This is a genomic window from Pseudomonas orientalis, from assembly GCF_002934065.1.
In the GTDB taxonomy this organism is placed as follows: Bacteria; Pseudomonadota; Gammaproteobacteria; order Pseudomonadales; family Pseudomonadaceae; genus Aquipseudomonas; species Aquipseudomonas orientalis_A.
In genome coordinates this window covers 3157430-3183294 of the sequence record NZ_CP018049.1, presented here as the reverse complement: position 1 = coordinate 3183294, position 25865 = coordinate 3157430, and the positions used below count along the sequence as shown (strand labels likewise).

Annotated in this window: 21 protein-coding genes; 10 read left to right on the top strand and 11 right to left on the bottom strand. The window is 62.0% G+C overall.

Going from position 1 to position 25865, the window contains the following annotated elements; translation table 11 throughout:
- Window positions 1-6: 6 nt before the first annotated feature.
- The 4 genes from BOP93_RS14300 (at window position 7) to BOP93_RS14285 (ending at window position 9441) form a co-directional block, all read left to right on the top strand.
- Window positions 7-1995 carry an alpha-1,4-glucan--maltose-1-phosphate maltosyltransferase gene (locus BOP93_RS14300; protein ID WP_104503149.1) on the top strand — a complete coding sequence of 663 codons (1989 nt, stop codon included), beginning with the start codon at window positions 7-9 and terminating at the stop codon, window positions 1993-1995.
- Between the two features lie 145 nt (window positions 1996-2140).
- Window positions 2141-5488: a maltose alpha-D-glucosyltransferase gene (gene treS / locus BOP93_RS14295; RefSeq protein WP_104503148.1), complete on the top strand. Its 3348-nt coding sequence runs from the start codon at window positions 2141-2143 to the stop codon at window positions 5486-5488.
- Window positions 5485-7722 (top strand): 1,4-alpha-glucan branching protein GlgB, encoded by a 2238-nt coding sequence (gene glgB, locus BOP93_RS14290; protein ID WP_104503147.1) that lies wholly within the window; start codon window positions 5485-5487, stop codon window positions 7720-7722. Before treS ends, glgB begins: the two co-directional genes overlap by 4 nt.
- Window positions 7723-8313: 591 nt before the next feature.
- The gene (locus tag BOP93_RS14285) at window positions 8314-9441 is read left to right on the top strand and encodes a GGDEF domain-containing protein (RefSeq protein WP_104503146.1); all 1128 of its coding nucleotides are present in this window, start codon (window positions 8314-8316) and stop codon (window positions 9439-9441) included.
- Here BOP93_RS14285 and BOP93_RS14280 read toward each other — a convergent pair.
- A complete protein-coding gene (locus tag BOP93_RS14280) occupies window positions 9420-11630 on the bottom strand; it encodes a GAF domain-containing protein (RefSeq protein ID WP_104503145.1) in 2211 nt (736 codons plus the stop codon). The two genes, BOP93_RS14285 and BOP93_RS14280, sit on opposite strands and share 22 nt — an antisense overlap.
- A gap of 149 nt (window positions 11631-11779) precedes the next feature.
- On the bottom strand, window positions 11780-12631 hold the full coding sequence (locus BOP93_RS14275; protein ID WP_104503144.1) for a CAP domain-containing protein: 852 nt from the start codon (window positions 12629-12631) through the stop codon (window positions 11780-11782).
- 176 nt (window positions 12632-12807) lie between these two features.
- Here BOP93_RS14275 and BOP93_RS14270 point away from each other — a divergent pair, with 176 nt between their 5' ends.
- Entirely contained in the window at window positions 12808-13479 is a 672-nt protein-coding gene (locus BOP93_RS14270) for a GNAT family N-acetyltransferase (RefSeq protein WP_104503143.1), read from the top strand.
- Window positions 13480-13678: 199 nt separating this feature from the next.
- Here the strand turns inward: BOP93_RS14270 and BOP93_RS14265 are convergent, their stop codons facing one another.
- Window positions 13679-14290, bottom strand: a complete 612-nt coding sequence (locus BOP93_RS14265; RefSeq protein ID WP_104503142.1) for a TetR/AcrR family transcriptional regulator — start codon at window positions 14288-14290, stop codon at window positions 13679-13681.
- A 72-nt stretch (window positions 14291-14362) separates the two neighbouring features.
- Here BOP93_RS14265 and BOP93_RS14260 point away from each other — a divergent pair, with 72 nt between their 5' ends.
- Window positions 14363-14962, top strand: coding sequence for an NAD(P)H-dependent oxidoreductase (locus BOP93_RS14260; protein WP_104503141.1), 600 nt, complete (start codon window positions 14363-14365; stop codon window positions 14960-14962).
- Window position 14963: 1 nt separating this feature from the next.
- On the opposite strand, the gene BOP93_RS14255 is transcribed toward BOP93_RS14260, so the two are convergent.
- The 3 genes from BOP93_RS14255 to BOP93_RS14245 form a co-directional block, all read right to left on the bottom strand.
- Window positions 14964-15353, bottom strand: coding sequence for a hypothetical protein (locus tag BOP93_RS14255; protein WP_104503140.1), 390 nt, complete (start codon window positions 15351-15353; stop codon window positions 14964-14966).
- A gap of 32 nt (window positions 15354-15385) precedes the next feature.
- Window positions 15386-16642, bottom strand: coding sequence for a 3-phosphoshikimate 1-carboxyvinyltransferase (aroA, locus tag BOP93_RS14250; protein WP_104503139.1), 1257 nt, complete (start codon window positions 16640-16642; stop codon window positions 15386-15388).
- Between the two features lie 91 nt (window positions 16643-16733).
- The gene (locus BOP93_RS14245; RefSeq protein WP_104503138.1) at window positions 16734-17288 is read right to left on the bottom strand and encodes a UPF0149 family protein; all 555 of its coding nucleotides are present in this window, start codon (window positions 17286-17288) and stop codon (window positions 16734-16736) included.
- Window positions 17289-17449: 161 nt separating this feature from the next.
- Between BOP93_RS14245 and BOP93_RS14240 the strand changes: the two genes are divergently transcribed.
- Window positions 17450-18262: a crotonase/enoyl-CoA hydratase family protein gene (locus BOP93_RS14240; RefSeq protein ID WP_104503137.1), complete on the top strand. Its 813-nt coding sequence runs from the start codon at window positions 17450-17452 to the stop codon at window positions 18260-18262.
- Between the two features lie 5 nt (window positions 18263-18267).
- Window positions 18268-19101: an NAD(+) diphosphatase gene (gene nudC, locus BOP93_RS14235; RefSeq protein ID WP_104503136.1), complete on the top strand. Its 834-nt coding sequence runs from the start codon at window positions 18268-18270 to the stop codon at window positions 19099-19101.
- Here the strand turns inward: nudC and BOP93_RS14230 are convergent.
- From BOP93_RS14230 to BOP93_RS14205, 5 genes are all read right to left on the bottom strand, one after another.
- Window positions 19069-19848, bottom strand: coding sequence for a TSUP family transporter (locus tag BOP93_RS14230; protein ID WP_065884472.1), 780 nt, complete (start codon window positions 19846-19848; stop codon window positions 19069-19071). The genes nudC and BOP93_RS14230 overlap by 33 nt on opposite strands.
- A 545-nt stretch (window positions 19849-20393) precedes the next feature.
- Window positions 20394-21110 (bottom strand): phosphatidylcholine synthase, encoded by a 717-nt coding sequence (gene pcsA / locus BOP93_RS14220; RefSeq protein ID WP_065884474.1) that lies wholly within the window; start codon window positions 21108-21110, stop codon window positions 20394-20396.
- A 148-nt stretch (window positions 21111-21258) separates the two neighbouring features.
- Window positions 21259-22179, bottom strand: coding sequence for a class I SAM-dependent methyltransferase (locus BOP93_RS14215; RefSeq protein ID WP_104503135.1), 921 nt, complete (start codon window positions 22177-22179; stop codon window positions 21259-21261).
- A 49-nt stretch (window positions 22180-22228) separates the two neighbouring features.
- The gene (locus BOP93_RS14210) at window positions 22229-22717 is read right to left on the bottom strand and encodes a DUF1289 domain-containing protein (protein WP_104503134.1); all 489 of its coding nucleotides are present in this window, start codon (window positions 22715-22717) and stop codon (window positions 22229-22231) included.
- Window positions 22718-22804: 87 nt separating this feature from the next.
- Window positions 22805-24055 carry a ribonucleotide-diphosphate reductase subunit beta gene (locus tag BOP93_RS14205; protein WP_104503133.1) on the bottom strand — a complete coding sequence of 417 codons (1251 nt, stop codon included), beginning with the start codon at window positions 24053-24055 and terminating at the stop codon, window positions 22805-22807.
- 302 nt (window positions 24056-24357) lie between these two features.
- On the opposite strand from BOP93_RS14205, the gene BOP93_RS14200 reads away from it, so the two are divergent.
- Together BOP93_RS14200 and BOP93_RS14195 are read left to right on the top strand one after the other, a co-directional pair.
- Complete coding sequence (locus tag BOP93_RS14200; protein ID WP_104503132.1) at window positions 24358-24876, top strand: sigma-70 family RNA polymerase sigma factor; 519 nt, start codon at window positions 24358-24360, stop codon at window positions 24874-24876.
- On the top strand, window positions 24873-25781 hold the full coding sequence (locus BOP93_RS14195) for a FecR domain-containing protein (protein WP_104503131.1): 909 nt from the start codon (window positions 24873-24875) through the stop codon (window positions 25779-25781). Before BOP93_RS14200 ends, BOP93_RS14195 begins: the two co-directional genes overlap by 4 nt.
- The last annotated feature ends 84 nt before the right edge of the window (window positions 25782-25865 follow it).

Below are 25865 nucleotides of genomic sequence, written 5' to 3'. Positions count from 1 at the left end.
TGCTCGATGACTGCTGAAACACTGGTTCCAGAACATTCCTTATTGCCGTTGTCCCAGGCACTGCTGTTACCCAGAATCGCCATTGAAAGCACCATGCCGGTGATTGACGGCGGCGAATTTGCCGTCAAGGCGGTGGTGGGCCAGCAGGTCAATGTCACCAGTAAAGTGTTCGCCGATGGCCATGACAAGCTGGCGGTGTTGGTGCGCTGGCGCCCGCTCGGGCAGGAAAACTGGCACAGCGTGGTTATGAATGATGTGGGCAACAACGGCTGGGAAGGTGCATTTACCGTCACCACCCAGGGGCCCCATGAATTCTGCATTGAAGCCTGGATTGATACCTTCGCAAGCTTCTGCTACGAGCTGCGTAAGAAACATGAAGCCGGGGTGCCGGTCAGCCTGGAGCTGCAGGAAGGCCGCAGCCTGGTGCTGCAGGCCGCCGAGCGCAGTGACAATGAGCTGCGCGACCGCTTGATGCTGCTGCACCACGAACTCTCCGGCCTGCTGGAAACCGAGCAGGTCGCGCAGTTCCTGCACGAAGACAGTGCACACCTGATGACCCAGGCCGACCACCGTGCCTATTTGAGCATCAGCACGGTGTACCCGATTGACGTGGAGCGCGAGCGTGCCCAGTTCGCCAGCTGGTACGAGCTGTTTCCGCGCTCGATTACCGATGATCCGGCCCGCCATGGCACGTTCAACGATGTGCATTCGCGCCTGTCGATGATCCACGACATGGGGTTTGACGTGCTGTATTTCCCGCCGATCCATCCCATCGGCCGCAGCCACCGCAAGGGTAAGAACAACTCCCTGACCGCCGGTCCCGACGATCCCGGCAGCCCTTACGCCATCGGCAGCGAGGAAGGCGGACACGAGGCGATTCACCCGCAACTGGGCAGCCGCGAGGATTTCCGCCGCCTGGTCAAGGCCGCCGCCGACCACGGCCTGGAAATCGCCCTGGATTTCGCCATCCAGTGCTCCCAGGACCACCCGTGGCTCAAAGAGCATCCGGGCTGGTTCAACTGGCGCCCGGACGGCACGATCAAATACGCGGAAAATCCACCGAAAAAGTACCAGGACATCGTCAACGTCGATTTCTACGCGGCGGACGCGATCCCCGGCCTGTGGACCGAACTGCGCGACATCGTGGTGGGCTGGGTGGAAGAGGGCGTGAAGACCTTTCGCGTGGACAACCCGCACACCAAGCCGCTGCCGTTCTGGCAATGGTTGATCAGCGACGTGCGCAGCAAATACCCGGAAGTGATCTTCCTCGCCGAAGCCTTTACCACCCCGGCCATGATGGCGCGCCTGGGCAAGGTCGGTTATTCCCAGAGCTACACCTATTTCACCTGGCGCAACACCAAGGCCGAACTGAGTGAGTATTTCACCCAGTTGAACCAGTCGCCATGGCGCGAGTGCTACCGCCCGAATTTCTTCGTCAATACGCCGGACATCAACCCAGGCTTTCTGCATGAGTGCGGCCGGGCGGGCTTTCTGATCCGCGCCGCGCTGGCCACCATGGGCTCGGGCCTGTGGGGCATGTACTCCGGGTTTGAACTGTGCGAGTCAGCGCCGGTGCCGGGCAAGGAGGAATACCTGGACTCGGAGAAATACGAGATCCGCCCCCGCGACTTCACCGCGCCCGGCAACATCATTGCCGAGATCGCCCAGCTCAACCGCATCCGCCGCCAAAACCCGGCGTTGCAGACGCACCTGGGGCTCAAGCTCTACAACGCCTGGAACGACAACATCCTGTACTTCGGCAAGCGCAGCGAGGACGGCAGCAATTTCGTGCTGGTGGCCGTCAACCTCGACCCGCACAACGCTCAGGAAGCGCACTTCGAGCTGCCGCTGTGGGAGATGGGCCTGCCGGACGATGCCCAGACCCAGGGTGAAGACTTGATGAACGGCCATCGCTGGACCTGGTACGGCAAGAACCAATGGACCCGATTGGACCCGCAGATGCCGTTCGGAATCTGGCGCATCACTGCTTCCTAGGCCAGTGGAGACCAAAGTGTGGGAGGGGGCTTGCCCCCGATCGCGGTGTCTCAGTCACCGAATAACCAACTGAGCCACCGCCATCGGGGGCAAGCCCCCTCCCACATTGATCGCATTTGCGTCTGCAGCATTTCAGGAGTGTGCAATGGCGAAGAAACCCAAGGCAGCCACCTTTATCAAAGACCCGCTCTGGTACAAGGACGCGGTGATCTATCAGGTGCACGTCAAATCCTATTTCGACTCCAACAACGATGGCATTGGTGACTTTCCCGGGTTGATCGCCAAGCTCGACTACATTGCCGACCTGGGTGTCAACACCATTTGGCTGTTGCCGTTCTACCCCTCGCCGCGTCGCGATGACGGCTACGACATTGCCGAATACCGTGGCGTGCACAGCGACTACGGGACCATGGCCGATGCCAAACGCTTCATCGCCGAGGCCCATAAACGCGGGCTGCGGGTGATTACCGAACTGGTGATCAACCACACCTCCGACCAGCACCCCTGGTTCCAGCGGGCACGCAAGGCCAAACCGGGCTCGGCGGCGCGGGACTTCTACGTCTGGTCCGATGACGACCAGAAATACGACGGCACGCGGATCATTTTCCTCGACACCGAGAAGTCCAACTGGACCTGGGACCCGGTGGCCGGCCAGTACTTCTGGCACCGTTTCTATTCGCACCAGCCGGACCTGAACTTCGACAACCCGCAGGTCATGAAGGCGGTGCTGTCGGTGATGCGCTACTGGCTCGACCTGGGCATCGACGGCCTGCGCCTCGACGCGATTCCCTACCTGATCGAGCGTGACGGCACCAACAACGAGAACCTGCCCGAGACCCACGGGGTGCTCAAGCAGATCCGCGCCGAAATAGACGCCAATTACCCTGATCGCATGTTGTTGGCCGAGGCCAACCAATGGCCGGAAGACACGCAACTCTACTTCGGTGACCGCAAGGGCGACGACGGCGATGAATGCCATATGGCCTTCCACTTCCCGTTGATGCCGCGCATGTATATGGCGCTGGCCCAGGAAGATCGTTTCCCCATCACCGACATCCTGCGCCAGACCCCGGAGATTCCGGCCAATTGCCAGTGGGCGATCTTCCTGCGCAACCACGATGAATTGACCCTGGAAATGGTCACCGACAAAGAGCGCGACTACCTGTGGAACTACTACGCCGCAGATCGCCGCGCGCGTATCAACCTGGGCATTCGCCGACGCCTAGCACCCCTGGTGGAGCGTGACCGGCGCCGCGTGGAACTGCTCAACAGCCTGTTGCTGTCGATGCCCGGCACGCCGACCCTCTACTACGGCGACGAAATCGGCATGGGCGACAACATTTACCTGGGCGACCGCGATGGCGTACGTACGCCAATGCAATGGTCCATCGATCGCAATGGCGGCTTTTCCCGCGCCGACCCGGCCAGCCTGGTATTGCCGCCGATCATGGACGCGCAGTACGGCTACCAGTCGGTCAACGTCGAAACCCAGGCCCAGGACCCGCATTCATTGCTGAACTGGACGCGGCGCATGCTGGCGGTGCGCAAGCAGTCCAGGGCGTTCGGTCGCGGCAGCCTGAAAATGCTGTCGCCGAGCAACCGCCGCATCCTGGCGTATACCCGTGAATACACCGGGGAGGACGGCCGCAGCGAAATCATCCTGTGCGTGGCCAACGTCTCGCGCAGCGCCCAGGCCGCGGAACTGGACCTGTCGGCATTCGCCGGGATGGTGCCGGTGGAGATGCTGGGCGGTAACGCCTTCCCGCCCATCGGCCAGCTGAATTTCCTGCTGACTTTGGCGCCCTATGGCTTTTATTGGTTCGTGCTGGCGGCGGAAAACCAGATGCCCAGCTGGCATGTGGAACCGGCCCAGAGCATTCCCGACTTCACGACATTGGTGTTGAAAAAACGTATGGAAGAGTTGCTCGAAGAACCCGGTCGCACCACCCTGGAACACACCTCGTTGCCGGCCTGGCTGCCCAAGCGCCGCTGGTTCGCCGGCAAGGACGCCACCATCGACAGCGTGCATATTGCCTATGGCGTGCGCTTCGGTGATGCGCAGCATCCGGTGCTGCTCAGCGAAATCGACGTCACCAGCGCGGGGCAGACCAGCCGCTATCAATTGCCGTTCGGTTTCCTCGGCGAAGACCAGCTCACCAGCGCCTTGCCGCAGCAACTGGCATTGGCGCGGGTAAGGCGCAGCCGCCAGGTGGGGCTGGTCACCGACGCGTTCAGCCTCGAGCATTTTATTCGCAGTGTGATTCAAGGCATGCAGGCCGCTACCGTGCTCAATTGCAGCGAGGGTGACCTGCGCTTCGAGGCGACACCGCACCTGGCCGCCTTGCAACTGACGGACGAATCAGCGGTGCGCTACCTGTCTGCCGAGCAGTCCAACAGTTCGGTGGTGGTCGGCGAGAGCCTGGTGCTCAAGTTGATCCGCAAAGTCAGCGCCGGGGTTCACCCGGAACTGGAGATGAGCGCCTACCTGACCGAAGCCGCCTACCCGAACATTTCGCCGCTGATGGGCTCGATGAGCCGGCGCGACGCACAGGGCGAGGACAGCTTGCTGATGATTGCCCAGGGCTACCTGAGCAACCAGGGCGATGCCTGGAGCTGGACCCAGAACAACCTCGAGCGGGCCATTCGCGACGAGTTGGCCGAAGCGATGTCCGAACAGGAGCAGCACTACAACGCCCTCGGCGAGCTGGCGGACTTCGCCGGCCTGCTCGGTCAGCGCCTGGGTGAAATGCACGTGGTGTTGGGCGCGCCCACCCAGAACAAGGACTTCAAGCCCGAAGTCACCTCGGCCAGGGACGCCCAGGCCTGGGCCAAGGACGTAGGCGCGCAGATCGAACGTGCCTTGCACTTGCTCAAACTAAATCAAAGCCAGTTGAACCCCGCCGATCAGGCGCTGGTCAGTGAATTACTGGCGCAGAAAAAAGCCATCGGCAGCCACGTCCAGGCATTGGCGAAAGCCACGCTGGGCGGATTGCGGATTCGCGTCCACGGTGACTTGCACCTGGGCCAGGTATTGGTCGTCAAGGGCGACGCCTATTTGATCGACTTTGAAGGCGAGCCGGCGCGACCGCTGCATGAACGGCGAGGCAAACACAGCCCGTACAAGGATGTCAGCGGGGTGTTGCGCTCCTTTGATTACGCAGCGGCCATGGCCCTGAATGTGCAGGGGGTTGATCATTCGCCGGAGGCGGACGCCGCGCGTCGGCGTGTGACCGAGCGCTTCCTGAGTGAAGCCCGCCAGGCATTTACCCAGGCTTATCAGGCAGCGACGGCTACACTGGCGCATGACTGGCAGGATGCCAACGGCCAGGACGCCGCGCTGACCTTGTTCAGCCTGGAGAAGGCCGCGTATGAAGTGGCCTACGAAGCGGAAAATCGCCCGAGCTGGTTGCCGGTGCCCTTGCAAGGGTTGCACGGTTTGCTCAGCGGGCTTACACCTGAATCGAAAACTGCACGCGGTGGGGAGACGTCATGAGTTTTACGCATAGAGAACCGCTGCAGCCCAAGTTGACTGCAATGCCGGCATCCAGGGACGTCGAAGCGCTGGTGCGCGCCGAGCACCCTGATCCATTCTCGATCCTTGGGCCGCACGATGATGAGCAGGGCGGGCAGTTTATCCGTGCGTTCCTGCCTGAAGCCCTGAGCGTCCAGGTACTGGCGCGTGACAGCGGCGAGCCGATCGGCAGCCTCGACGCGACCCAGGTGCCGGGACTGTTCGTCGGGCACTTCGGCACGCGCCAGGATTACCTGCTGAAGATCCAGTGGGCCGGCGGCGAGCAGATCACCGAAGACCCGTACAGCTTCAGCCAACTGCTGCTCGGTGAAATGGACCTGTACCTGTTTGCCGAAGGCAACCACCGTGACCTGGGCAATTGCCTGGGCGCCCAGGTCACCACGGTGGACGGTGTGCAGGGCGTACGGTTTGCCGTGTGGGCACCGAATGCCCGACGCGTTTCGGTGGTCGGCGATTTCAACGTTTGGGACGGTCGCCGTCACCCGATGCGCCTGCGTCATCCTTCGGGCGTGTGGGAAATCTTTGTCCCACGCCTGCAACCGGGCGCGGCCTACAAATATGAAATTCTTGGCGCCCACGGCATCCTGCCGCTCAAGGCCGACCCGATGGCCCTGGCCACTCAACTGCCGCCGGATACCGCTTCGAAGGTCGCCGCGCCGTTGCAGGTAGACTGGCAGGACCATGACTGGATGCAGGCACGTGGCGACAAACAGAAATCCACCGCGCCGCTGTCGATCTATGAGTTGCACGTCGGGTCCTGGCAGTGCGAGCTGGACGAGGCCGGCGAAGTGTCACGCCAATACGGCTGGCGCGAACTGGCCGAGCGGCTGATTCCCTATGTGGAGCAACTCGGCTTCACGCACATCGAACTGATGCCGATCATGGAGCATCCGTTCGGCGGTTCCTGGGGCTATCAGGCCTTGTCCCAGTTCGCGCCGAGCGCACGCTTTGGCTCGCCGGAAGATTTCGCCTACTTCGTCGACGCCTGCCACCGGGCGGATATTGGCGTGATCCTCGACTGGGTGCCGGCGCATTTTCCCACCGACACCCACGGCCTGGCGCAATTCGACGGCACTGCGCTGTACGAATACGCCAACCCGCTGGAGGGTTTCCACCAGGATTGGGACACGCTGATCTACAACCTGGGCCGCACCGAAGTGCACGGTTTCATGCTGGCGTCGGCGTTGCACTGGCTCAAGCACTTCCATATCGACGGCCTGCGCGTGGATGCGGTGGCCTCGATGCTGTATCGCGATTATTCACGCAAGGCCGGTGAATGGGTGCCCAACCGCCACGGCGGCCGGGAGAACCTGGAAGCGATCGATTTCCTGCGCCATCTGAACGACGTGGTCGCACTGGAAGCGCCGGGCGCGCTGGTGATTGCCGAGGAGTCCACTGCATGGCCAGGCGTAAGTCAAAGCACCCAGCAAGGGGGCCTGGGCTTCAACTACAAATGGAACATGGGCTGGATGCACGACTCGCTGCATTACATCCAGCAAGACCCGGTCTACCGCGCCCATCATCACAACGAACTGAGTTTCGGCTTGGTGTATGCCTGGTCCGAGCGCTTTATCCTGCCGATCTCCCACGATGAGGTGGTGCACGGCAAGCACTCGCTGATCGACAAGATGCCCGGCGACCGCTGGCAGAAATTCGCCAACCTGCGCGCCTACTTGAGTTTCATGTGGATGCATCCGGGCAAGAAGCTCTTGTTCATGGGCTGCGAATTCGGCCAGTGGCGCGAGTGGAATCACGACCAGCAACTGGACTGGTACCTGCTGCAATACCCGGAACACCGTGGGGTGCAGAAGCTGGTGGGCGACCTGAACCGCTTGTACCGCGAGGAACCGGCGCTGCACGAGCAGGACGACGCGCCCCAGGGCTTTCAGTGGCTGATTGGCGATGACGCCATCAACAGCGTCTACGCCTGGCTGCGCTGGAGCAAGGACGGCAAGCCGGTGCTGGTGGTCGCCAACTTCACGCCGGTGCCGCGTGAGGCCTACGCCGTCGGCGTGCCGTTTGCCGGGCGCTGGAGCGAAGTGATCAACAGTGATGCCGATATGTACGCCGGGTCCAACTACGGTAATGGCGGTGCGGTGCAGACCGTGGATGAACCTCGCCACGGTCAGCCGGTGTCGCTGTCGTTGAACCTGCCGCCTCTGGGCGTGCTGATTCTGCGGCCACAGGAGTCATAGGTATCTACACAACGCTGCAGCGCCAAACGTAACCACGCTGGCCGAACGCAGGCTTGAATCCGTGGGCAACCCGGCAGGATGCCGGGTTAGCCGCACTGGGCAAGGGATTACCCATCGCGGCGGCCCAGAGGCAGCCATCGGGGGCAAGCCCCCTCCCACATTTGGACCGGGGCCGACACAAAATACCGGTCGGCTCTAAGGCCGCCGCGCTTTTGATCTTGATCTCAGGCGCCCCGTTAAACCACGCTGGCCGAACGGATTCAAGCCTCCGTTCGGGCACACCGAGCATTAGCGAGGTGCCGAGTGGTGGGGCAAGAGCGTTTTGCTTACTTTTGCGCTTTTCAAAAGTGAGCCGCTGTAAAAGCGGAACCCATAGCAGCCGTGACCGCAGAAACGGATATGTACTCGGTCCAATCCAACATCCTGGTCATCCCAGAGGCCGCCATCGAGGGCAAGCCCCCTCCCACATTTGGATTGCAGTGCATCTGCTCAGAAGGGTTAAACGCTCTAGCACGCACGATCCTGTTGTCCGGGCTACTGGCAGGGTGCCACAATGGCGCCTCTGTCGGAGCAGCCAAACAGGCGAATCGCATGCATAGCCTTGGGCATGGGCAAGACCCGGACCACGTCATCGAAGAACAAGTGCGAACCGACCGTTTGCATCAGCTGTTTCGCCAGTCATTCTCGGCCATATTTGGCGCCTGCCTGGGCGCCATCATGCTCTGCTGGCTATGCTGGGAGCGTTTCGATCACCAGGTCATGGTGGTCTGGCTGGTGCTGCTGGCGGGTTCCTCACTGGTGCGCCTGCAGCTGTTCCTGGAATGGTTTCGCTGTCCCAATAGCGAACGCACGCCCGCGCGCTGGGAGCGTCGTTACGGGCTGACACTGATGCTGTCGGCAGGGATCTGGGGCGGCGGGGCGCTGGCGGTGATGCCCGTCGATGACCGCCTGTCCCAAGTGCTGGTCATGCTGTTTGCCGTGGGCATGTCGGTCAGCGCAGTGTCGTGCTATTCGGCTTATCGCTCCATGTCGCTGGGGTCCATGGGCCTGGTGCTGTTGCCGTGTACCCTGTGGCTTTTGTTCCAGCCGGCGCCGATGCAGATGGGCGTGGCGCTGGCGGTGTTGGTGTTTTCCTCCTTTGTAGTGGGCGCCACGCGCAAGCTCTCCGATGCCCTGGAAAAAGCCTTTCGCCTGACCCGCCAGATGGAACGTGCGCACACCCTTTCAACCCACGCCGCCCAGACCGATGAACTGACCGGGTTGATGAACCGTCGTGCCTTCTACGAGCGTGCCCAGGCGCTGTACGCCCAGTGCCATCGCGAGCAGCAGCCGTTGTGCGCGCTGATGTTGGACATGGATCACTTCAAAAGCATCAATGACACCTACGGTCATCAGACCGGCGATCAGGTGTTGCGCCAGATTGGCGGCGTGATCAGCGCCTCGTTTCGCCAGGTCGATGTGTCCGGTCGTCTGGGGGGCGAAGAATTCGCAATATTGCTGCCCAATACGTCTCTGGAGACCGCGCGCAGCATTGCAGAGCAACTGGTCCAGGCCATTGGCGACCTGCGCGCCGACCCGGTGCAGGGGCTGAGTGCCAGTCTGGGCCTTGCATCGACCCACGCCGAGCCGCTGGACCTGAATGGCTTGATGGACTGCGCCGACAAGGCGCTGTACCGGGCCAAGGCGCTGGGTCGCAATCAGGTCGCGGTGGCGGGCTGATCCTTGGCCATGGCCCTGGCCAACGCGCGCGCCACCTGTTCGGCGGAGTAGGGTTTGGCGAGGAACTCAAAGCCCTCGTACCCACTGTCCGCCAGTTCTTCGCTGTAGCCCGAGACGAGTACCACCGGCAGGTCCGCACGGCGCTGACGCAGCAGCTTGGCCATGGCCACGCCTGTCATCCCTGGCATCACCACATCCGAGAAAACCGCGTCGAAGGCCTCGGCGTCTTTGCCGGCAAGCGTCAGCGCTTGTTCGGCATTGGTGGCCCAGGTGGTCTGGTAACCCAGATCCTTGAGGATCTGGTTGGCGAAACGTCCCACCTCCAGGTTGTCTTCGACGATCAGTACATGCCGTTGGGCAACGTCCAGCGGTGGCGCCAGCTCTGGCTGTTCGTCCTGCGGCGGTGCGGCTTCGCCTTCCACTTCCACCTGGGGCAGGTACAAGGTAAACACCGTACCCCGGCCGAGGGTGCTGGCCACATCGATATTGCCACCCGATTGCTTGGCAAAGCCGAAGACTTGTGACAAACCCAGCCCGGTGCCCTTGCCCACGGCCTTGGTGGTGAAGAACGGCTCGAAAATGCGCTCGAAGGCATCGCCGGCAATACCGCTGCCGGTATCGGCCAGGGAAATGCTGATGTGGGGCAGGGGCGACCCGGCGTCGCCGCGGATGCTCGGCAGTGGTTGCTGCCCCACGACCTTGATGGTCAGGCTGCCCTGGCCGTCCATCGCGTCGCGGGCGTTGAGGGCAATGTTGATCAATGCGGTTTCGAACTGGCTCGGATCGATGCGCGCAAAGCAGTGCTGATCGGGCAATTGCACCTGCACTTGAATGCGTGCGCCGGTGACGCTTTCGAGCATATCACCGATGTTGCGCACCCGTTGGCTGACATCGAACACCTGTGGATTCAGCGGCTGGCGGCGGGCAAAGGCGAGCAGTTGGCTGGTGAGTTTGCTGGCCCGCTCGACGGTATCGGATACCGCCCACATGTAGCGTTGCCGGCGTTCTTCCGACAGCTCCGGCTGGCGCAGGAAATCCACGGATGAGCGAATGATCGTCAGCAGGTTGTTGAAGTCATGGGCGACGCCGCCGGTCAGCTGGCCGATGGCCTCGAGCTTTTGCGACTGGCGCAGCGCGGCTTCGGCCTGGGCGAGGGCGCGGGTGCGTTCTTCCACGCGCTGCTCCAGGGTCGCGTTGAGTTCGGTATAGGCTGCAAGGCCCGCCCGCACTGCGGCATCGGCGCGCACGCGTTCGATATGCGCCCAGGAGCGCTCGGTGACTTCGCGCAGCAGTGCCAGGTCATAGGAGGACCAGTAGCGGGGCTGTTTGTCGTGCACGGCCATCAATGCGGTGAGGCGCCCGTGTTTGATCAGGGGTATGCAGATGGTCGCCGTAACGCCGAGCGCCTGGAAATTAGCGGTTTCGTGAGCTGGCAGTTCGAGCAGGTTGTTGCAGATGACCAAGGGTTCCCCAGCCCGCAGACAGGTCACCGCGCGCTCACCGAACGCGGCCAGGCTGTAATGGCCAATAATGCTCGGTGAGCCCTGCGCCGACCAGTCGCCGCGAATGGTAAAGCCATCCTGATCGTCTTCCATGTCGGCGTAGGCGCAAATCGACACGTGCAGGTGCTCGGCCAGCAAACGCGTGGTCGAGGTCATGATGGCTTCGGCGTCGGTGGCGGTGGCGACGCTGTTGCCGATGGCGTCCAGCACTTCCAGGCGCCGCGTGAGAAACACCGTGTCGGTGGTTTCGGTCACGGTATCGAGCAACCCGACCACCGCACCTTTCGCGTTTCGAATCGGGCTGTAGCAAAAGGTGAAGTACGCTTGTTCAGGCGCCTCGTTGCGCTGGATCACCAGAGGGAAGTTTTCGATGTAGGTGGCCTGCCCGGCAAACGCGGTGTCGGCAATGGGGCGGATGTCATCCCATACCTCGTGCCACACGTCGCTGAATGGGCGGCCCAGGGCATCGGGCTTGTTACCCAGGATCGGCACGAAGGCGTCGTTGTAGAGGGTGATCAACTGAGGCCCCCAGACAATCGCCTGGGGGAAGCTGGAGGCGAAGCACAGCGCCACGGTTGTCTTCAACACGTCCGGCCAGTGTTCAAGGGGCCCCAGGGGCGAATTGGCCCAATCATGCCGACGAACCCGCTCTGCCATTTCGCTGCTGCCTTGCAGCCAATTCATCATTGGGTTCACACCTTTCGCTACCCGTAGTTAAGCCTTGAAGAGGTCAGACTGCCTAGCTACAGACCGGTATGACCGCAATCAGTTCAGCACGTTGGACTGCTGGATAGCACTTTGATTTTATTGCGCATTTGGTGGCTCGGCCACAGGCTTTATTGTGTGCCGAACAGCCCCGTCCAATAGATGCCTGCATCGCTTTTCGGGTCCATCGCGTAGGCCGCGCCCAAATCGCGAAATTGCGGGTTCATCAGGTTGGCGCAATGGCCGGGGCTGGCGAGCCACCCGTCGAGTACCTTGCGCGGCGTATCGAGACCGGCGGCGATATTTTCGCCGATATTTTTTCCCACATAGCCGGCCAGTTCGGCACGGTCGCCGGGGGTACGACCATCGTGGTCGAGGTGATCGAAAAAGTTGCCGTTGGCCATATTGCGCGTATGGCTGTTGGCGGCGTTGGCCAACTCGTCGTTCCACGACAGCGGCGTGGTCGCCGTGAACGTCTGGGTGCCGCACTCGCGCGGCTGGGCGCGGGCGGCATTGATCAGGTCGAGCAGCTTGCGGCCTTCGGTCTGCCAGTCGCCCAGGCCACTGGTGAGCAGCGGGCGCGCCAGTACGATGCGCCAGTCCTGGCCGTTGTTGCTCACGCCGATATCGACGAATTGCGGGTCGAGCACCACGCGACAGAAGCTTTCACGCACCGCTTTCATGGCGGCCTCGGCGTCCTTGGGCCCGGACAGGCTGATGGCCTGTACGTTGACCATCGGGTACGCAGCCCGCGCCAGCGACTGCTGCAGATCGCCGACATTGGAGGCCGGCAGCACCAGCCGTGTGTCACTGGCCAGCGGCGGCAACTCCTGGGAACCCTGGTCGTCGCAGCGCTGCACCTGGCTGCGGTACTGATTGATCTGTTGTACCAACTGACTTTCTTCATTCGCCATCGCGCTGGCGCAGAACACCGTACTGGCGGCCAGCGTCGTAAGACCCATCATCAATGACAGAACGCGCATGGACGTTACCCTTGAACTTGAAAGTGCCCATGATGCGCGATCCAGGGGCATGCATGCACCCGTTGGTCCGAACTTTTTTCACTCATTTGTTGAACGTCGGATGCCACGGACCCCGGCGACATCACACGTAACAGGTACAATCGCCACTGCCTTGACGCGAAACCCCAGGAATTTGCATGTTCAGCCTTACCCGCTACACCACGCCGTGTCCCGAACCGGTCAACAGCCAGATCCTGCAGATGGTGGTCGACAACCTCACCGACATCAGCAGCGTGGCCCTGGCGCCCAGCAATCTGCTCTACAACATCTACCAGTACGCCATCGGTTTTGAGGTGCACCTGTACCTGGAGGCGTTGGACGGCTCGAAGGGCATCAGCGTCGAGCTGGTGGTGGCGATGCAGGACGAGACCGTCGTCGGCTTTTGCCTGTATCTGCCGGTGAAGGACGACCCCCAGGCCTGTGGTGTGGCCTTTATGGCCGTGCACGCCGGTTCCAGGCGCCAGGGTCTGGCCCGGGCCATGCTGGACGATGTACTTGCGCGTTATCCCCACGCCGAACTGGCGTGTTCGGTTGAAAAGGTCCCGGCATTCGAAGCCATGGGCTTCAAAGTGCGCGGCGCGCGCGGCACGCAAGTGCTGATGAATACGCGGGACTACGGCACCGCTGGGTTGATGGGCGTGCTGGACGTGGCCGCTATCTACAGCTGCGTGGAAGTGCGGCAGATCCATACCTACCTGCTGCAAAAGCATGGCAAGCGCGCCATGGTGGATGCGGAAAAGCAGCGTGATCGGCATTTGGATCAACTGGCGCGCAAGGTGCGGGTGTTTGTCGATCAACGCCTGGCCTAAGGTTCAAACACTGAGGATTAACTGTAGGAGCGAGCTTGCTCGCGAAAAACGTCAACGATAACGCGTGCTTCCTGAATGAACACGGCGCCTGTGAGTTTTTCGCGAGCAAGCTCGCTCCTACTGAGGGCGGCGTACGCTTAACTGACTGGCATTAGGGCAAGCCCCTCCAACAGTTCGATTTTCTTTTATCAGATAGGCCTCATCCCGCTTTTGAGACGCCGCGCTTGACCATCGCCACTATGGTCGCCAGCAGTTCCTGCTGCGCTTCTTCACGGCTGATCTCTGCGCTGGCGGCCGCATGGGACAAGGCTTCGGCAGCGCCCAGCATGGCACGCAGGCCGGCCTGGGAAAGCCTGCCATCCGGCGCGAACGGCGCAAGGGCATCGCGGCATTTGTCGAGGAAGATCGCTTCGTACTTGCACTTGAGCGCTTCCAACTCCGGTGAGCCACTCAGTGCCGCCGTCACCCCCGGAATCTCGCGACCTTGCAGCAGCACACAATCCACATAGGACGACGCGATCACCCATGCGCGGTCTTCAAGCGTCGCGCTGCTGGCCTCGATGGCGTTGACAAACACCTGATTCTGGCGCCCGTCGAAGTCTTCATACAGCGCGGCCAACAAGCCCGAGCGCGTGACGAAGTGATCGTAGACTACCGGCTTGGTTACCCCGGCCAGCTCGGCCAGGCGGCCCAGGGTCAGAGCGTCGGTGCCTTCTTCGCGCACCAGTTGCCAGGCGGTTTCCAATAATTGATGCAGGCGTTCTTCACGGGAAAGGCGCCGCCGGGGGGCAGGGGATTGTTCGCTTGACATGCTTATATACCAAAAGTAACTTAAGGGCGTTAACTTACTAAAAGTAGCTTAAGCCCAAAAGGACACATTGTCATGCACGCACTTATCATTGTTGCTCATCACGACCGGCAATCCCTCACCCGCAGTATGGCCGAGCAGGTCGGCGCCGGTTTGAGCGCATCCGGCCATACCTTTGAAATCGCCGACCTCGCGGCCGAAGGTTTCGACCCTCGCTACACCGCCGCAGACCACCAGGTACACCGCAGCCGCGCAACGCCGCCGGCGGATGTGCTGGCCGAACAGGCACGCATCGACCGCGCCGACGCGTTGGTGCTGGCGTTCCCGATCTATTGGTGGTCCATGCCGGCGTTGCTCAAGGGTTGGATCGACCGTGTCTTCGTCAACGGCTGGGCGATCGAGTACGGCCCGGACATCCCCATGACCAAGAAGCTGCGGCACTTGCAGGTGCATCTGCTGGCCTTGGGCGCTGCGGATGCAAGCGCCTTTGACCGGCACGGCTATGCCAAGGCCATGCGCACGCAGATCGATTACGGGATCTTTGACTATTGCGGCGCGCAGGTGCTGACCTCGGAGCTGCTGCTGGAGTCGGAAAGCGACAGTGCCCAAGCGCATTTGCACAAGGCCAGGACGGTCGGGCAGGGGCTGTTTGAGCGTGAGACAGTCGCGGGGTGATTCAAGCGTCGCGAAACAGATCGTGAGCGTCGAGCAAGCGGTAGGCAATCTCGGGCTGCTTCTCCATGCCGCGACGAATCGCTGCCGGGATCGATTGCCGGGTCTTGCGACACAGGCCGGGCAGTTCGTCGATGACGATCTGGATCCCGCGCATGCTCTTGACCTCGGTATGGCCTGGCGCGATGTGCAGGCGGATGCCCAACTGCTCGTACATCCGCTGCTGCATATGCTCCAGGTCCGGCAGGTCCTTGAGGTTTTCCAGGCGCTCGAGCAGGCGCTTTTCCTCCTGGCGTGTCAGGCTGAGGATACGCAGGTCAGCGCCCGGCGCCTCCAGCAAGCGTTCGCGCTCGCAGTCGCAGACGCCGGGTGGGCAGGGTTGGCGAATGGTCATGTGCGTGCCCTCCCGTAACCTGCGCCTTGGACTTAGTCGCTGAGCGTCACGCCGAGGCTGCCCAAGGCTTTCCAGTACCCGGGGTAGGTCTTGGCCACACAGTCCGGGTCCTGGATCCGGATGCCCGAGACTTTCAGCCCGGCCAGGGCAAAGCACATGGCGATGCGGTGGTCGGCATGGGTGTCGATCGATGCGGTGCACGCCGTGCCGGCCAGGGCCGGGTCAGCCGCCACCAGCAGATCGTCGCCCTCGATGGTCGCCAGGCCCGGCCGGATTGCGTTGAGGCCGTCGTGCAGCGCCTGCACGCGGTCACACTCCTTGACGCGCAGGTTGGCCAGTTCAGTGAAGCGCACCGGGGTGTTGTTGAAGGCGGCGAGCACCGCCAGGGTCGGGATGGCGTCCTGCATCTGCGAGCCCACCACCGTGGCCTGCATGTTCGGGAACTGGGCGATCACCGCCTGGGCCTTGGCGTCCGGCTGGGTGAAGTCGCCGGCGGCAACGCCGATGTCGATACGGCCGCCGGTCAACACTTCTGCGGCCCACAGGTAGGTGGCGGCGGAGGCGTCGGGTTCGATCAGGTAATCATGGGCGCTGTAGCCGGTCGCGGCCACGCGCCAGGTGCTGTCGTTGACGGCTTCAACCTGGGCGCCGAAGGCACGCATGCAATCGAGGGTCAGGTCCACATAGCCACGGGCGCCGATGTCCTTGCCGGTCAATGCGACTTCGATCGGCGCTTCGCCGCAGGCTGCGAGCATCAGCAGCGCCGATACATATTGGCTGGACAGCCCGCCATCGATCTCGAAGCGCTTGGCTTGGACCTTGCCCACGCCGTGCACGGTCACCGGTGGGCAGCCGGTCGGGCTGTCGACCCGGATGCCGTTCTGGCCGAGGGTGTCGAGCAGTGGCCCGATCGGGCGCTTTTGCATGTAGTCGTCGCCGTCCAGTATCACGGTGCCTTCCACGGTGGCGACAGCGGCGGTGAGAAAGCGCATGGCGGTGCCGGCATTGCCGAGGAACAGCGGTTGCGCTGGCCATTGCAGTTTGCCCTGGCCGGTAACCACGAAGGTGGTGTCGTCTGGCTCATCGATGGTCACACCCATCTGCCGCAGGGCCACCGACATGTGGCGGGTGTCGTCGCTCTTCAGGGCACCGCTCAAGCGGCTGGTGCCGTTGGCCAGGGCCGCCAGCAACAGGGCGCGGTTGGTAATGGATTTGGAGCCGGGGGGCGCGACCTTGCCATTGAGAGGAAAGTTGGGCGGTGTAACGGTCACGGTTTTCTGCGAACTCAAGGGACAAGGCTCCTGATCAAGGCGAGGTGGCATGGAGTGGCCGACGGGGCGGACCCGAATAATCGGCCAAAGGTGCGGTGCTTGTCGAGATTTAGCGCTGGCTCAGCCAGTAATCGTGCAGCGCTCGGGCGGCCGGTTCGATTTCGCCGACCTGTTGCTGATGAGCCTGCACATCCAGGTCCGCCGGCAGCTCGAAGTTATCCTGCTCGGCGCACCAGGAGATTTTTTCGAACTGAACGGCCAGTTCGGCGGGCAGCGCCGGCCAGTTGCCGATGGCGGCGCCACGGATATAGCCAAAGCACCATTCCTCCGCGAGGGTCACGGATTGGCCGTGGTGCTCTTTTTCATCGAACAGGGCCTTGAATGCCTTGGAATCGCCGGCCAGTTGCGCCGCCAGCGTGTTGAAGTGGCGCACACACAGTTCAAGGAACTGCCCGGCCTCTGCGGGGCTTTCCCAGTCCGGGTTCTGCCCGCCCCAGATTGCCGGGAACCACTCGGCGATCTCCACCTGCGTCGGGCTGGAGACCAAGGCCGTGAAATAACCGTCGAGTTCAGCCAGGTTCAGCACCGAATGGTCGTCGCCGTACTTGAGCAGGGTCTCTTCGATCAGGTCGAAATCGGCGGGGGTGAGGGGCTGGGCGTGCATGGGGCATATCCTTCAAACGTCGAACGCCGCAGTGGGGCGGCTTAAAGCGCCAAGGATGGCGCCTGGCAAGGTTTTTTGCCAGTCCCGCTTTTGGCCGATGCGCCGTTGCCTGGCCTTGTTATAGTTCAGGCCTTATCACTCGCCAGTCAGGGATCACTGCCATGTCCGAATACCAAGCTTTCGTCGTCGAACTCAACGGCAACGTTGCCCATGTGCAGATCAACCGCCCGGAAAAGATCAACGCGATGAACGCGGCGTTCTGGAGCGAAATCATCGATATCTTCCAATGGGTCGAAGACACCGATGCGGTGCGCGCGGTGGTGCTCAGTGGTGCCGGCAAGCACTTTTCCTCCGGCATCGACCTGATGATGCTGGCTTCGGTGGCCAATGAGCTGGGCAAGGATGTGGGCCGTAACGCGCGCGTGCTGCGGCGCAAGATCCTCGAACTGCAAACCTCGTTCAATGCGGTCGACAATTGCCGCAAGCCGGTGCTGGCAGCGATCCACGGCTACTGCATCGGCGGCGCCATTGACCTGATCAGCGCCTGTGACATGCGCTATGCCGCCGAGGACGCGCTGTTCTCGATCAAGGAAGTTGATATCGGCATGGCCGCCGACGTCGGCACCTTGCAGCGCCTGCCGCGCATCGTCGGCGACGGCATGTTGCGCGAACTGGCCTACACCGGTCGTCAGTTCGGCGCCGAAGAAGCGCGCAGCATCGGCCTGGTCAATCGTGTGTATGCCGACCCGGCCAGCCTGCTGGCGGGCGTCATGGCCATCGCCCATGAAATCGCCGCCAAGTCGCCGATTGCCGTCACAGGCACAAAGGCGATGATCAGCTATATGCGCGACCACAGCATCAATGACGGCCTGGAATACGTTGCCACCTGGAACTCGGCTATGTTGCAATCCAACGACCTGCGCGTGGCCATCGCGGCCCATATGAGCAAACAGACACCCGAATTCGTGGATTGATTGATATGACCCCAGGCTGGATTACCACAACGCTGCTGGACAACGACGCCGCCGGCGGCTGGGCCGTGGCCCGCAGCCGCGACGGCTTTTTGCACGATGCCAACGGGCCGCTGTTCCCCCGCGAATGGCTCAAGCGCCAGGACCTGTCGATCTTTGCCGAACACGGCATCGGGCATCTCGATGGCGAGCCGGTGTACCTGCTGGAAATCAACGGTGCTGCCCAGGTGCCGGGCTGCAGTTGGCAAGGCCTGCGCGGTTTTATGCTGCAAGGCGATCACACCCTGTACAAAGTGCTGGGCTATGCCGCGCAAATCGGCACCTGGGCGCGCGAGCATTGCTTCTGCGGCAGTTGCGGCCAGGCCATGGTCCAGGTGCCACGGGAACGGGCGATGTACTGCCAAGACTGCGACCTGCGCAGCTATCCGCGGATTTCGCCGAGCATGATCGTGCTGGTGACCCGTGGCGATGAAATCCTGCTGGCGCGCTCGCCACGCTTTGTCACCGGGGTCTACAGCACCCTGGCCGGCTTTGCCGAGCCGGGTGAGTCGGCTGAAGACTGCCTGATCCGTGAGGTGCGCGAGGAAGTGCAGGTCGAGGTGAAGAACCTGCAGTACATGGGCAGCCAGTGCTGGCCGTTCCCGCATTCGATGATGCTGGGCTTTCATGCCGAGTATGCCGGTGGCGACATCGTGCCCCAGGCCGATGAAATCGAAGATGCGCAGTGGTTCAATATCCACGACCTGCCGCCGTTGCCGGCGTCACGCTCGATTGCGCGCTACCTGATCGACCTCTATGTGGCGCGTCGCCTAGGCCACGCTGAACCAGTGCTGCCAGGCTAGGCGCACGGTCAGGCCGAGCACCACGGTGATGAACACCGGGCGAATGAACTTGGCGCCGCCGCTGATGGCGCTGCGAGCGCCAAAGAATGCGCCGCCCATCACCGAGATGCCCATCGCCAGGCCGACGATCCAGTCCACCGAACCGTTGATGATGAACACCGTCAGTGCCGCCGCGTTGCTGACGAAGTTCATGCTGCGCGCCACACCGCTGGCCTTCACCAGGTCGATCGGGTGCAGCAGCATGGTGCTCACGGTCCAGAACGCGCCGGTGCCGGGCCCGGCCACGCCGTCGTAGAAACCCAGGCCGAAGCCCTGAGTAGCCTGCCATTTCTTCTTGATGGGTGCCTCGGCGTCCAGCGGCGCCTTGGGCGTGCCGCCGAACAGCAGGTACACCCCGCAGGCGAACACGATCACCGGCAGCATCTTGTTCAGGGTTTCGGCGGGCAAATAGTGCGCGACCACGGCGCCGGTCAACGCACCGATCAATGTACCGACGATGGCATGCACCCATTGGCGCGGGTGGAACAGCTTGCGGCGGTAGAAGGTAAAGCTGGCGGTGGCCGAGCCAAAGGTGGAACTGAGCTTGTTGGTGCCCAGCACCAGGTGCGGTGGCATGCCGGCGGTAAGCAGGGCAGGGGTGGTGAGCAGGCCGCCGCCGCCGGCGATGGCGTCGATGAAACCGGCAACAAAGGCCACGACGGCGAGAATGGCGAGGGTGGTCAGGTCAACGCTGAGTTCGAAGGGCATGGGCAGGGCTTATTGTTGGCGGGGCTGCTGGGAAGGCCGCCATCTTACCCCCCGGATGTACGCAAAACCAAATGTGGGAGGGGGCTTGCCCCCGATGGCGGCCTCTGGGCCGACCAGGATGTTGGATCAGATCGAGTACATATCCGTTTCTGCGGTCACGGCCACTTAGGGTTCCGCCCTGACGGCGGCTCACTTTTGAAAAGCCGGAATGCCGGCCCAGTCAAAAGTAAGCAAAACGCTCTTGCCCCACCACTCGGCACCTCGCCTAGGCTCGGTGTGCCCGAACGCAGGCTTGAATCCGTGGGCCGCCGCAATGGGCCATCCCTGGCCCAGTGCGGCTAACCCGGCGTCCTGCCGGGTTACCCACGGATTCAAGCCTGCGTTCGGCCAGCGTGGTTTAACGGGGCGCCTGAGATCAAGATCAAAAGCCAGATCAAGAGCGACTCGCTGCGCATCGTGGTTACGGTTGAGCGCTACAGAGTTGTGTAGATACCTATGGCCATCGGGGGCAAGCCCCCTCCCACATTTTGATCCTGGGTGCTGGGTTATTTATGGGTACCCAGCCATTCCAGCGCCGTGCGCCAGATGCAGATGCCCAGAAAGTACGCCGACATCAGCGACCACAGCCCGAACGTCCACGGGTTGGTGTTCGGATAATCCACCACCATCAGGAAACTGCACAGCAACCAGATCGTGGTCACCGCGATATTGATCGGCATGAAGCGCTTGACCCGGAACGGGTGCAGGAACTTCATCGGCGTCACGGTCAGCAGCGCCAGGCCGATCACGGTCAGCAGGGTGACCCAGGCGTCCGGCTGGATGATGTACACGCACAGGGCCACCACATTCCACGCCGCCGGGAAGCCGACGAAATAGTTGTCCTTGCTCTTCATGTTCACGTTGCAAAAGCAGAACAGCGACGACACCAGGATCACCGACACCGCAAACAGGTGGGTGAATTCCGGCAGGTCGATATAGCGGTAGATAAACAGTGCCGGGATGAACACGTAGGTGAGGTAATCGATCACCAGGTCCAGTACCGAGCCGTCAAAGCTGGGCAACACCGTGCTGACGTTGACCCGTCGGGCCAGGGAGCCGTCGACGCCATCGACCACCAGCGCCAGGCCCAGCCACAGCAGGCAGGCCTTGGGCGAGTTTTCCAGCAGCGCCAGGGTGGCCAGGAATGCCAATACCACACCGGTGGCGGTGAAGCCGTGGGCGCCCCAGGCTTTGATTCTGGCTACATGCAGGGTCGATATCACGGGCGGTTCTCCAAAGGGTCAAACGGGGCAGCCGACCGCGTAACGCTGTCGAGTCTGGCCGGGGAATGCAGGTATCGACCGGGAAGGCGGGGATAAGGTTCACCACCCGGCGTATGGCTTAGCGTAGCAAGCGTAGGAAGTTTCGGCATCACCCCTGGCGAAACACCAGGGCCTTCAAGCCACTTTGCGGGTCGATATCCGGAAATTCCGGCGGGTTTTCCAAGCGTTCCATAAAGCGCAGGCCCGGTGCCTCGCGGGTGACGCCGTCGATCAGGAAGTCTTCGCCGAAGGCCGGATCGTTCATGCACGCCAGCACGGTGCCCTGGGCCGTGAGCAAGTCCGGCAGGCGACGCAATACGCGCTGGTAGTCCTTGGTCAGCAGGAAGCTGCCTTTCTGGAAGGAGGGCGGGTCAATGATCACCAGGTCATAGGGGCCGCCGTGGGTGACCTTGGCCCAGGACTTGAACAGGTCGTGGCCCAGAAAGCTCACCTTGCTCAAGTCGTGACCATTGAGGCGATGGTTGTCACGGCCACGGCTCAGGGCGCCACGGGCCATGTCCAGGTTCACTACATGCTCGGCGCCGCCTTCGATAGCGGCCACGGAAAATCCGCAGGTGTAGGCAAACAGGTTAAGCACGCGCTGGCCTTTGGCCTGCTCGCGCACCCAGTCGCGGCCGTAGCGCATGTCGAGAAACAGGCCGCTGTTCTGCTTTTTACCCAGGTCGATCAGGTAGCGCAGGCCGCCTTCGGTAATGGTCAGCTCGTCGAGGGCGTCACCGACCAGCCATTCGGTGCTGCTTTGCGGCAGATAGCGGTGTTGCAGCGCTACGGTATGGGCGCCGCAACCGGCCCAGTCGATCTGCAACAACAGCTGCTTCAAGGCCTGCAGATACTCGGTTTCCTTGAACAGCGCCACCAGCACCACGCCTTGCAGCCAGTCCACCGTCAGTTGCTCAAGGCCCGGCCAGCAGCGGCCACGGCCGTGGAACAGTCGGCGGGTTTCAGCGGGCGGGCTGGCCAGGGCAGTGAGCAGATGGGCGTGCAGGGTAGCGAGTGCGTCTGGGGTCATCGGTGAGCGTCAGTCGTTGAGCGGGCGGCATTTTAAACACAATTGAGCGTCAGAGCGTGGCGATCAGGGCTGGACCAAAGGTTTCGCGCAGAAACACCGGGGCAATGTAGCGCTCGTAATGGGCTTCGGACAGCAGGAAAAACTCGCGATCAATCGCATCGCGCAAGTCGGTGAGGGGGCGCTCGCGAAACTCCGGCAGCAACGCCAGACCATAGGCGTCCAGTTTCGACATGACCCGCGCACCCCGGGCAATCAGCTGGTACGCCCAGCAATACGGCGACTGCTGCGGCATGAAGCGAATCTTGCGGTCCTCCAGTTGCTGGCGCAGGCGCTGTGGGTCGAACACTTCCAGCTTGCTGCTCATCACCTGTACCAGCAACTGCTCCAGGCGCAGCCACACCGCATGCTTTTCCTCGGTGCTATAGCCGTTCCACTGGATCACTTCGTGGTGATAACGCTTGCAGCCCCGGCAAACCAGGTCACCGTAGACGGTGGAGCACAGGCCTATGCAGGGCGTTTTGATGGTTTGATTGGGCATAAAAGGCAATTTGCAAAGTGATGGAGCACCGCATTCCCAATGTGGGAGGGAGCAAGCCCCCTCCACATTGCGGAGCTGCGCTGTTAATCAATCCCAGCTCAGCGCGCCACCTGTCTGGTACTCGATCACGCGGGTTTCGAAGAAGTTTTTCTCTTTCTTCAAGTCCATGATCTCGCTCATCCAAGGGAACGGGTTGGTCGTCCCTGGATACTCTTCTTTAAGACCAATCTGCGACAAACGACGGTTAGCGATGAACTTGAGGTAATCCTCCATCATCGCCGCATTCATCCCCAGCACCCCACGCGGCATGGTATCCCGCGCATATTCAATCTCCAGCTGCGTGCCCTGCAGAATCATCTGGGTCGCTTCTTCCTTCATCTCGGCATCCCACAAATGCGGGTTTTCGATCTTGATCTGGTTGATCACATCGATCCCGAAGTTCAGGTGCATCGACTCATCGCGCAGGATGTACTGGAACTGTTCGGCCACGCCGGTCATTTTGTTGCGGCGGCCCATGGACAGGATCTGGGTGAAGCCGCAATAGAAGAAGATGCCTTCCAGTACGCAGTAGTAGGCGACCAAGTTGCGCAGCAGCTCTTTATCAGTCTCGACGGTGCCGGTTTCGAACTTCGGATCGGAGATCGAGCGGGTGTACTTCAGGCCCCAGGCGGCTTTTTTAGCGACCGATGGGATCTCGTGGTACATGTTGAAGATCTCGCCTTCATCCATGGCCAACGATTCGATGCAGTATTGGTAGGCGTGGGTATGGATCGCTTCTTCGAAGGCCTGGCGCAGGATGTACTGGCGGCACTCGGGGTTGGTGATCAGGCGGTACACGGCCAGCACCAGGTTGTTGGCCACCAGGGAATCGGCGGTGGAGAAGAAGCCGAGGTTGCGCATGACGATGCGACGTTCGTCGTCGGTCAGGCCTTCGGGGTTTTTCCACAGGGCGATGTCGGCGGTCATGTTGACCTCTTGCGGCATCCAGTGGTTGGCGCAGCCGTCGAGGTATTTCTGCCAGGCCCAGTCGTACTTGAAGGGCACAAGTTGGTTGAGGTCGGCGCGGCAGTTGATCATGCGCTTTTCGTCGACGGCGACGCGGGCGGAGGCGCCTTCGAGTTCGGCGAGGCCTTCGGCGACGTCGAGTTTGTCCAGTTCGGCCTTGGCGCGTGCGATGGCGGCAGAGTCATTGGCGGTGACGGCGCGGGCTTCGATGGCGGCGGCGGCGCCGGCTCCGTCGAGGCGGTCCATGTTGGCTTCGGTGGCGTGGCCGGCGTTGGCGCCTCTGACTACCGCTGCAACGCTGTCTTCGTTGTCGACTTCATCCCAACTCAGCATTGAAATACTCCTTCCAGATCTGTTCTGACGGTGTGTGAACCCGTCCAAAAAATAGGCGGTTTGCAGGCTTCAGGCATTGAAATACTGCGCATAGTGTGGTCGGAAAATACCGATGCTGCACACTATGTAGTGGTCTGTTCTGTTTGTGGGCACACTATATGGTGTGTAACAGGGTAGGTCAACGCGCAAGAAGATCGTCTTAATGTTTAAACGTTGCGTTGAAAAGATCGTGGTATAGCGACGCAACATTAAATAGAATGAATCTCATTTGAGACTCAGTCGCGCCGCGCAGGTCGCTTGCCATGAATGATGCTGTTGTACCGACCCATGCCCCCGAACCGACCGTGTCGAGCCTGTACCGCGACCATTACAGCTGGCTGGAAAGCTGGCTGCGCCGGCGTTTGGGCAATGCCTGGGACGCCGCGGACCTGAGCCAGGATACCTTCCTGCGCGTGCTCGCCAGCGCGCAGCCGATCGAGCAGATGCAGGAGCCGCGCGCCTATCTGGTGACCGTCGGCAAACGCCTGCTGGTGAATTTCCATCAGCGGCGCAGCCTCGAACAGGCTTATCTGAATGCATTGGCCAGCCTGCCGCAGGCCTGCGTGCCTTCGCCGGAACAACGCTGGCTGTTGCTGGAAACCTTGCACGCCTTGGACGACCTGCTTGAGGGTTTACCGGTGCAGGTGCGCCGCGCTTTTCTGTGGAGCCAGCTGGAAGGCCTGGGTTATCGGGAGATCGCCGCACGCCTCAACGTCTGCGAGCGCACGGTAAAACGCTACATGTCCCAGGCCTATGAACACTGCCTGCTGGTGAACCTGTGAACCGCGACGTTGCCCGCGCCGCCGCCCAGTGGCTGGCGCTGCTGGAGTCCGGCGCGGCCACCGAGCGCGACCACGCCGCGTTGCAGCGCTGGCGTGACAGCCATCCCCAGCACGAACAGACCTGGCAACGCGCGCAGGCCCTGCGCCAGCGTTTCAGCGACTTGCCCCAGGCCCTGGCGATGGCCAGCCTCGATCGCCCGCAACCCGGACGGCGTGCTGTGCTCAAGCGCGCGCTGGGCATAGCGGCACTGCTGCCGACGGCCTGGCTGCTCAGCCGGCAATTGCCCATCCAGACCTGGCGCGCCGATCTGCACACGGCCACGGGGGAACGCACGCGCATGGCATTGGCTGACGGCGCCAGCGTACAACTCAATACCGCGACGGCGGTGGACGTGGACCCGGCGCAGCGACGCATCACCCTGGTCGAGGGCGAGCTGGCGTTGAATGTACCCGCAGCGACGGCGATGAGCGTACAGACGCGTTACGGCGAGCTGACGGTCAGCCAGGCTGAAGTGTGTGTTCGGCAATTGGACACCGGTTGCCTGGTGTCCGTGCTCAAGGGCTCTGTGCGGGTACGCGACCTGGACGGGCGCACGGCAACCTTGCAAGGCGGTCAGCAAGCGCCGTTGAAAAGTACCGGGCTCGGCGCCTGGGTCGCGTTCGATGCGCTGCAACTGGGCTGGCGCGACGGTGTACTGACCGCGCAGAACCAGGCGCTGGGGGATTTCCTGCGGGAGTTGGCGCGTTATCGGCCAGGCGTGCTGCGCTGGGACCCGCGCCTGGAACAGTTGCGGGTCACCGGCAGTTTTCGTTTGGACGATACCGATCGCATCCTCGACCTGCTGGCCTCCAGCCTGGGGTTGCACGTACAGGCGCGGACCCGCTATTGGGTCACGCTGTCCTGAAGCGCTGGGACGGGCAGCGCTTTATATATCCATATCGAATAAATAAAGAGTTATATATTCCTTTTATTGTTCTTCTCGATGGCG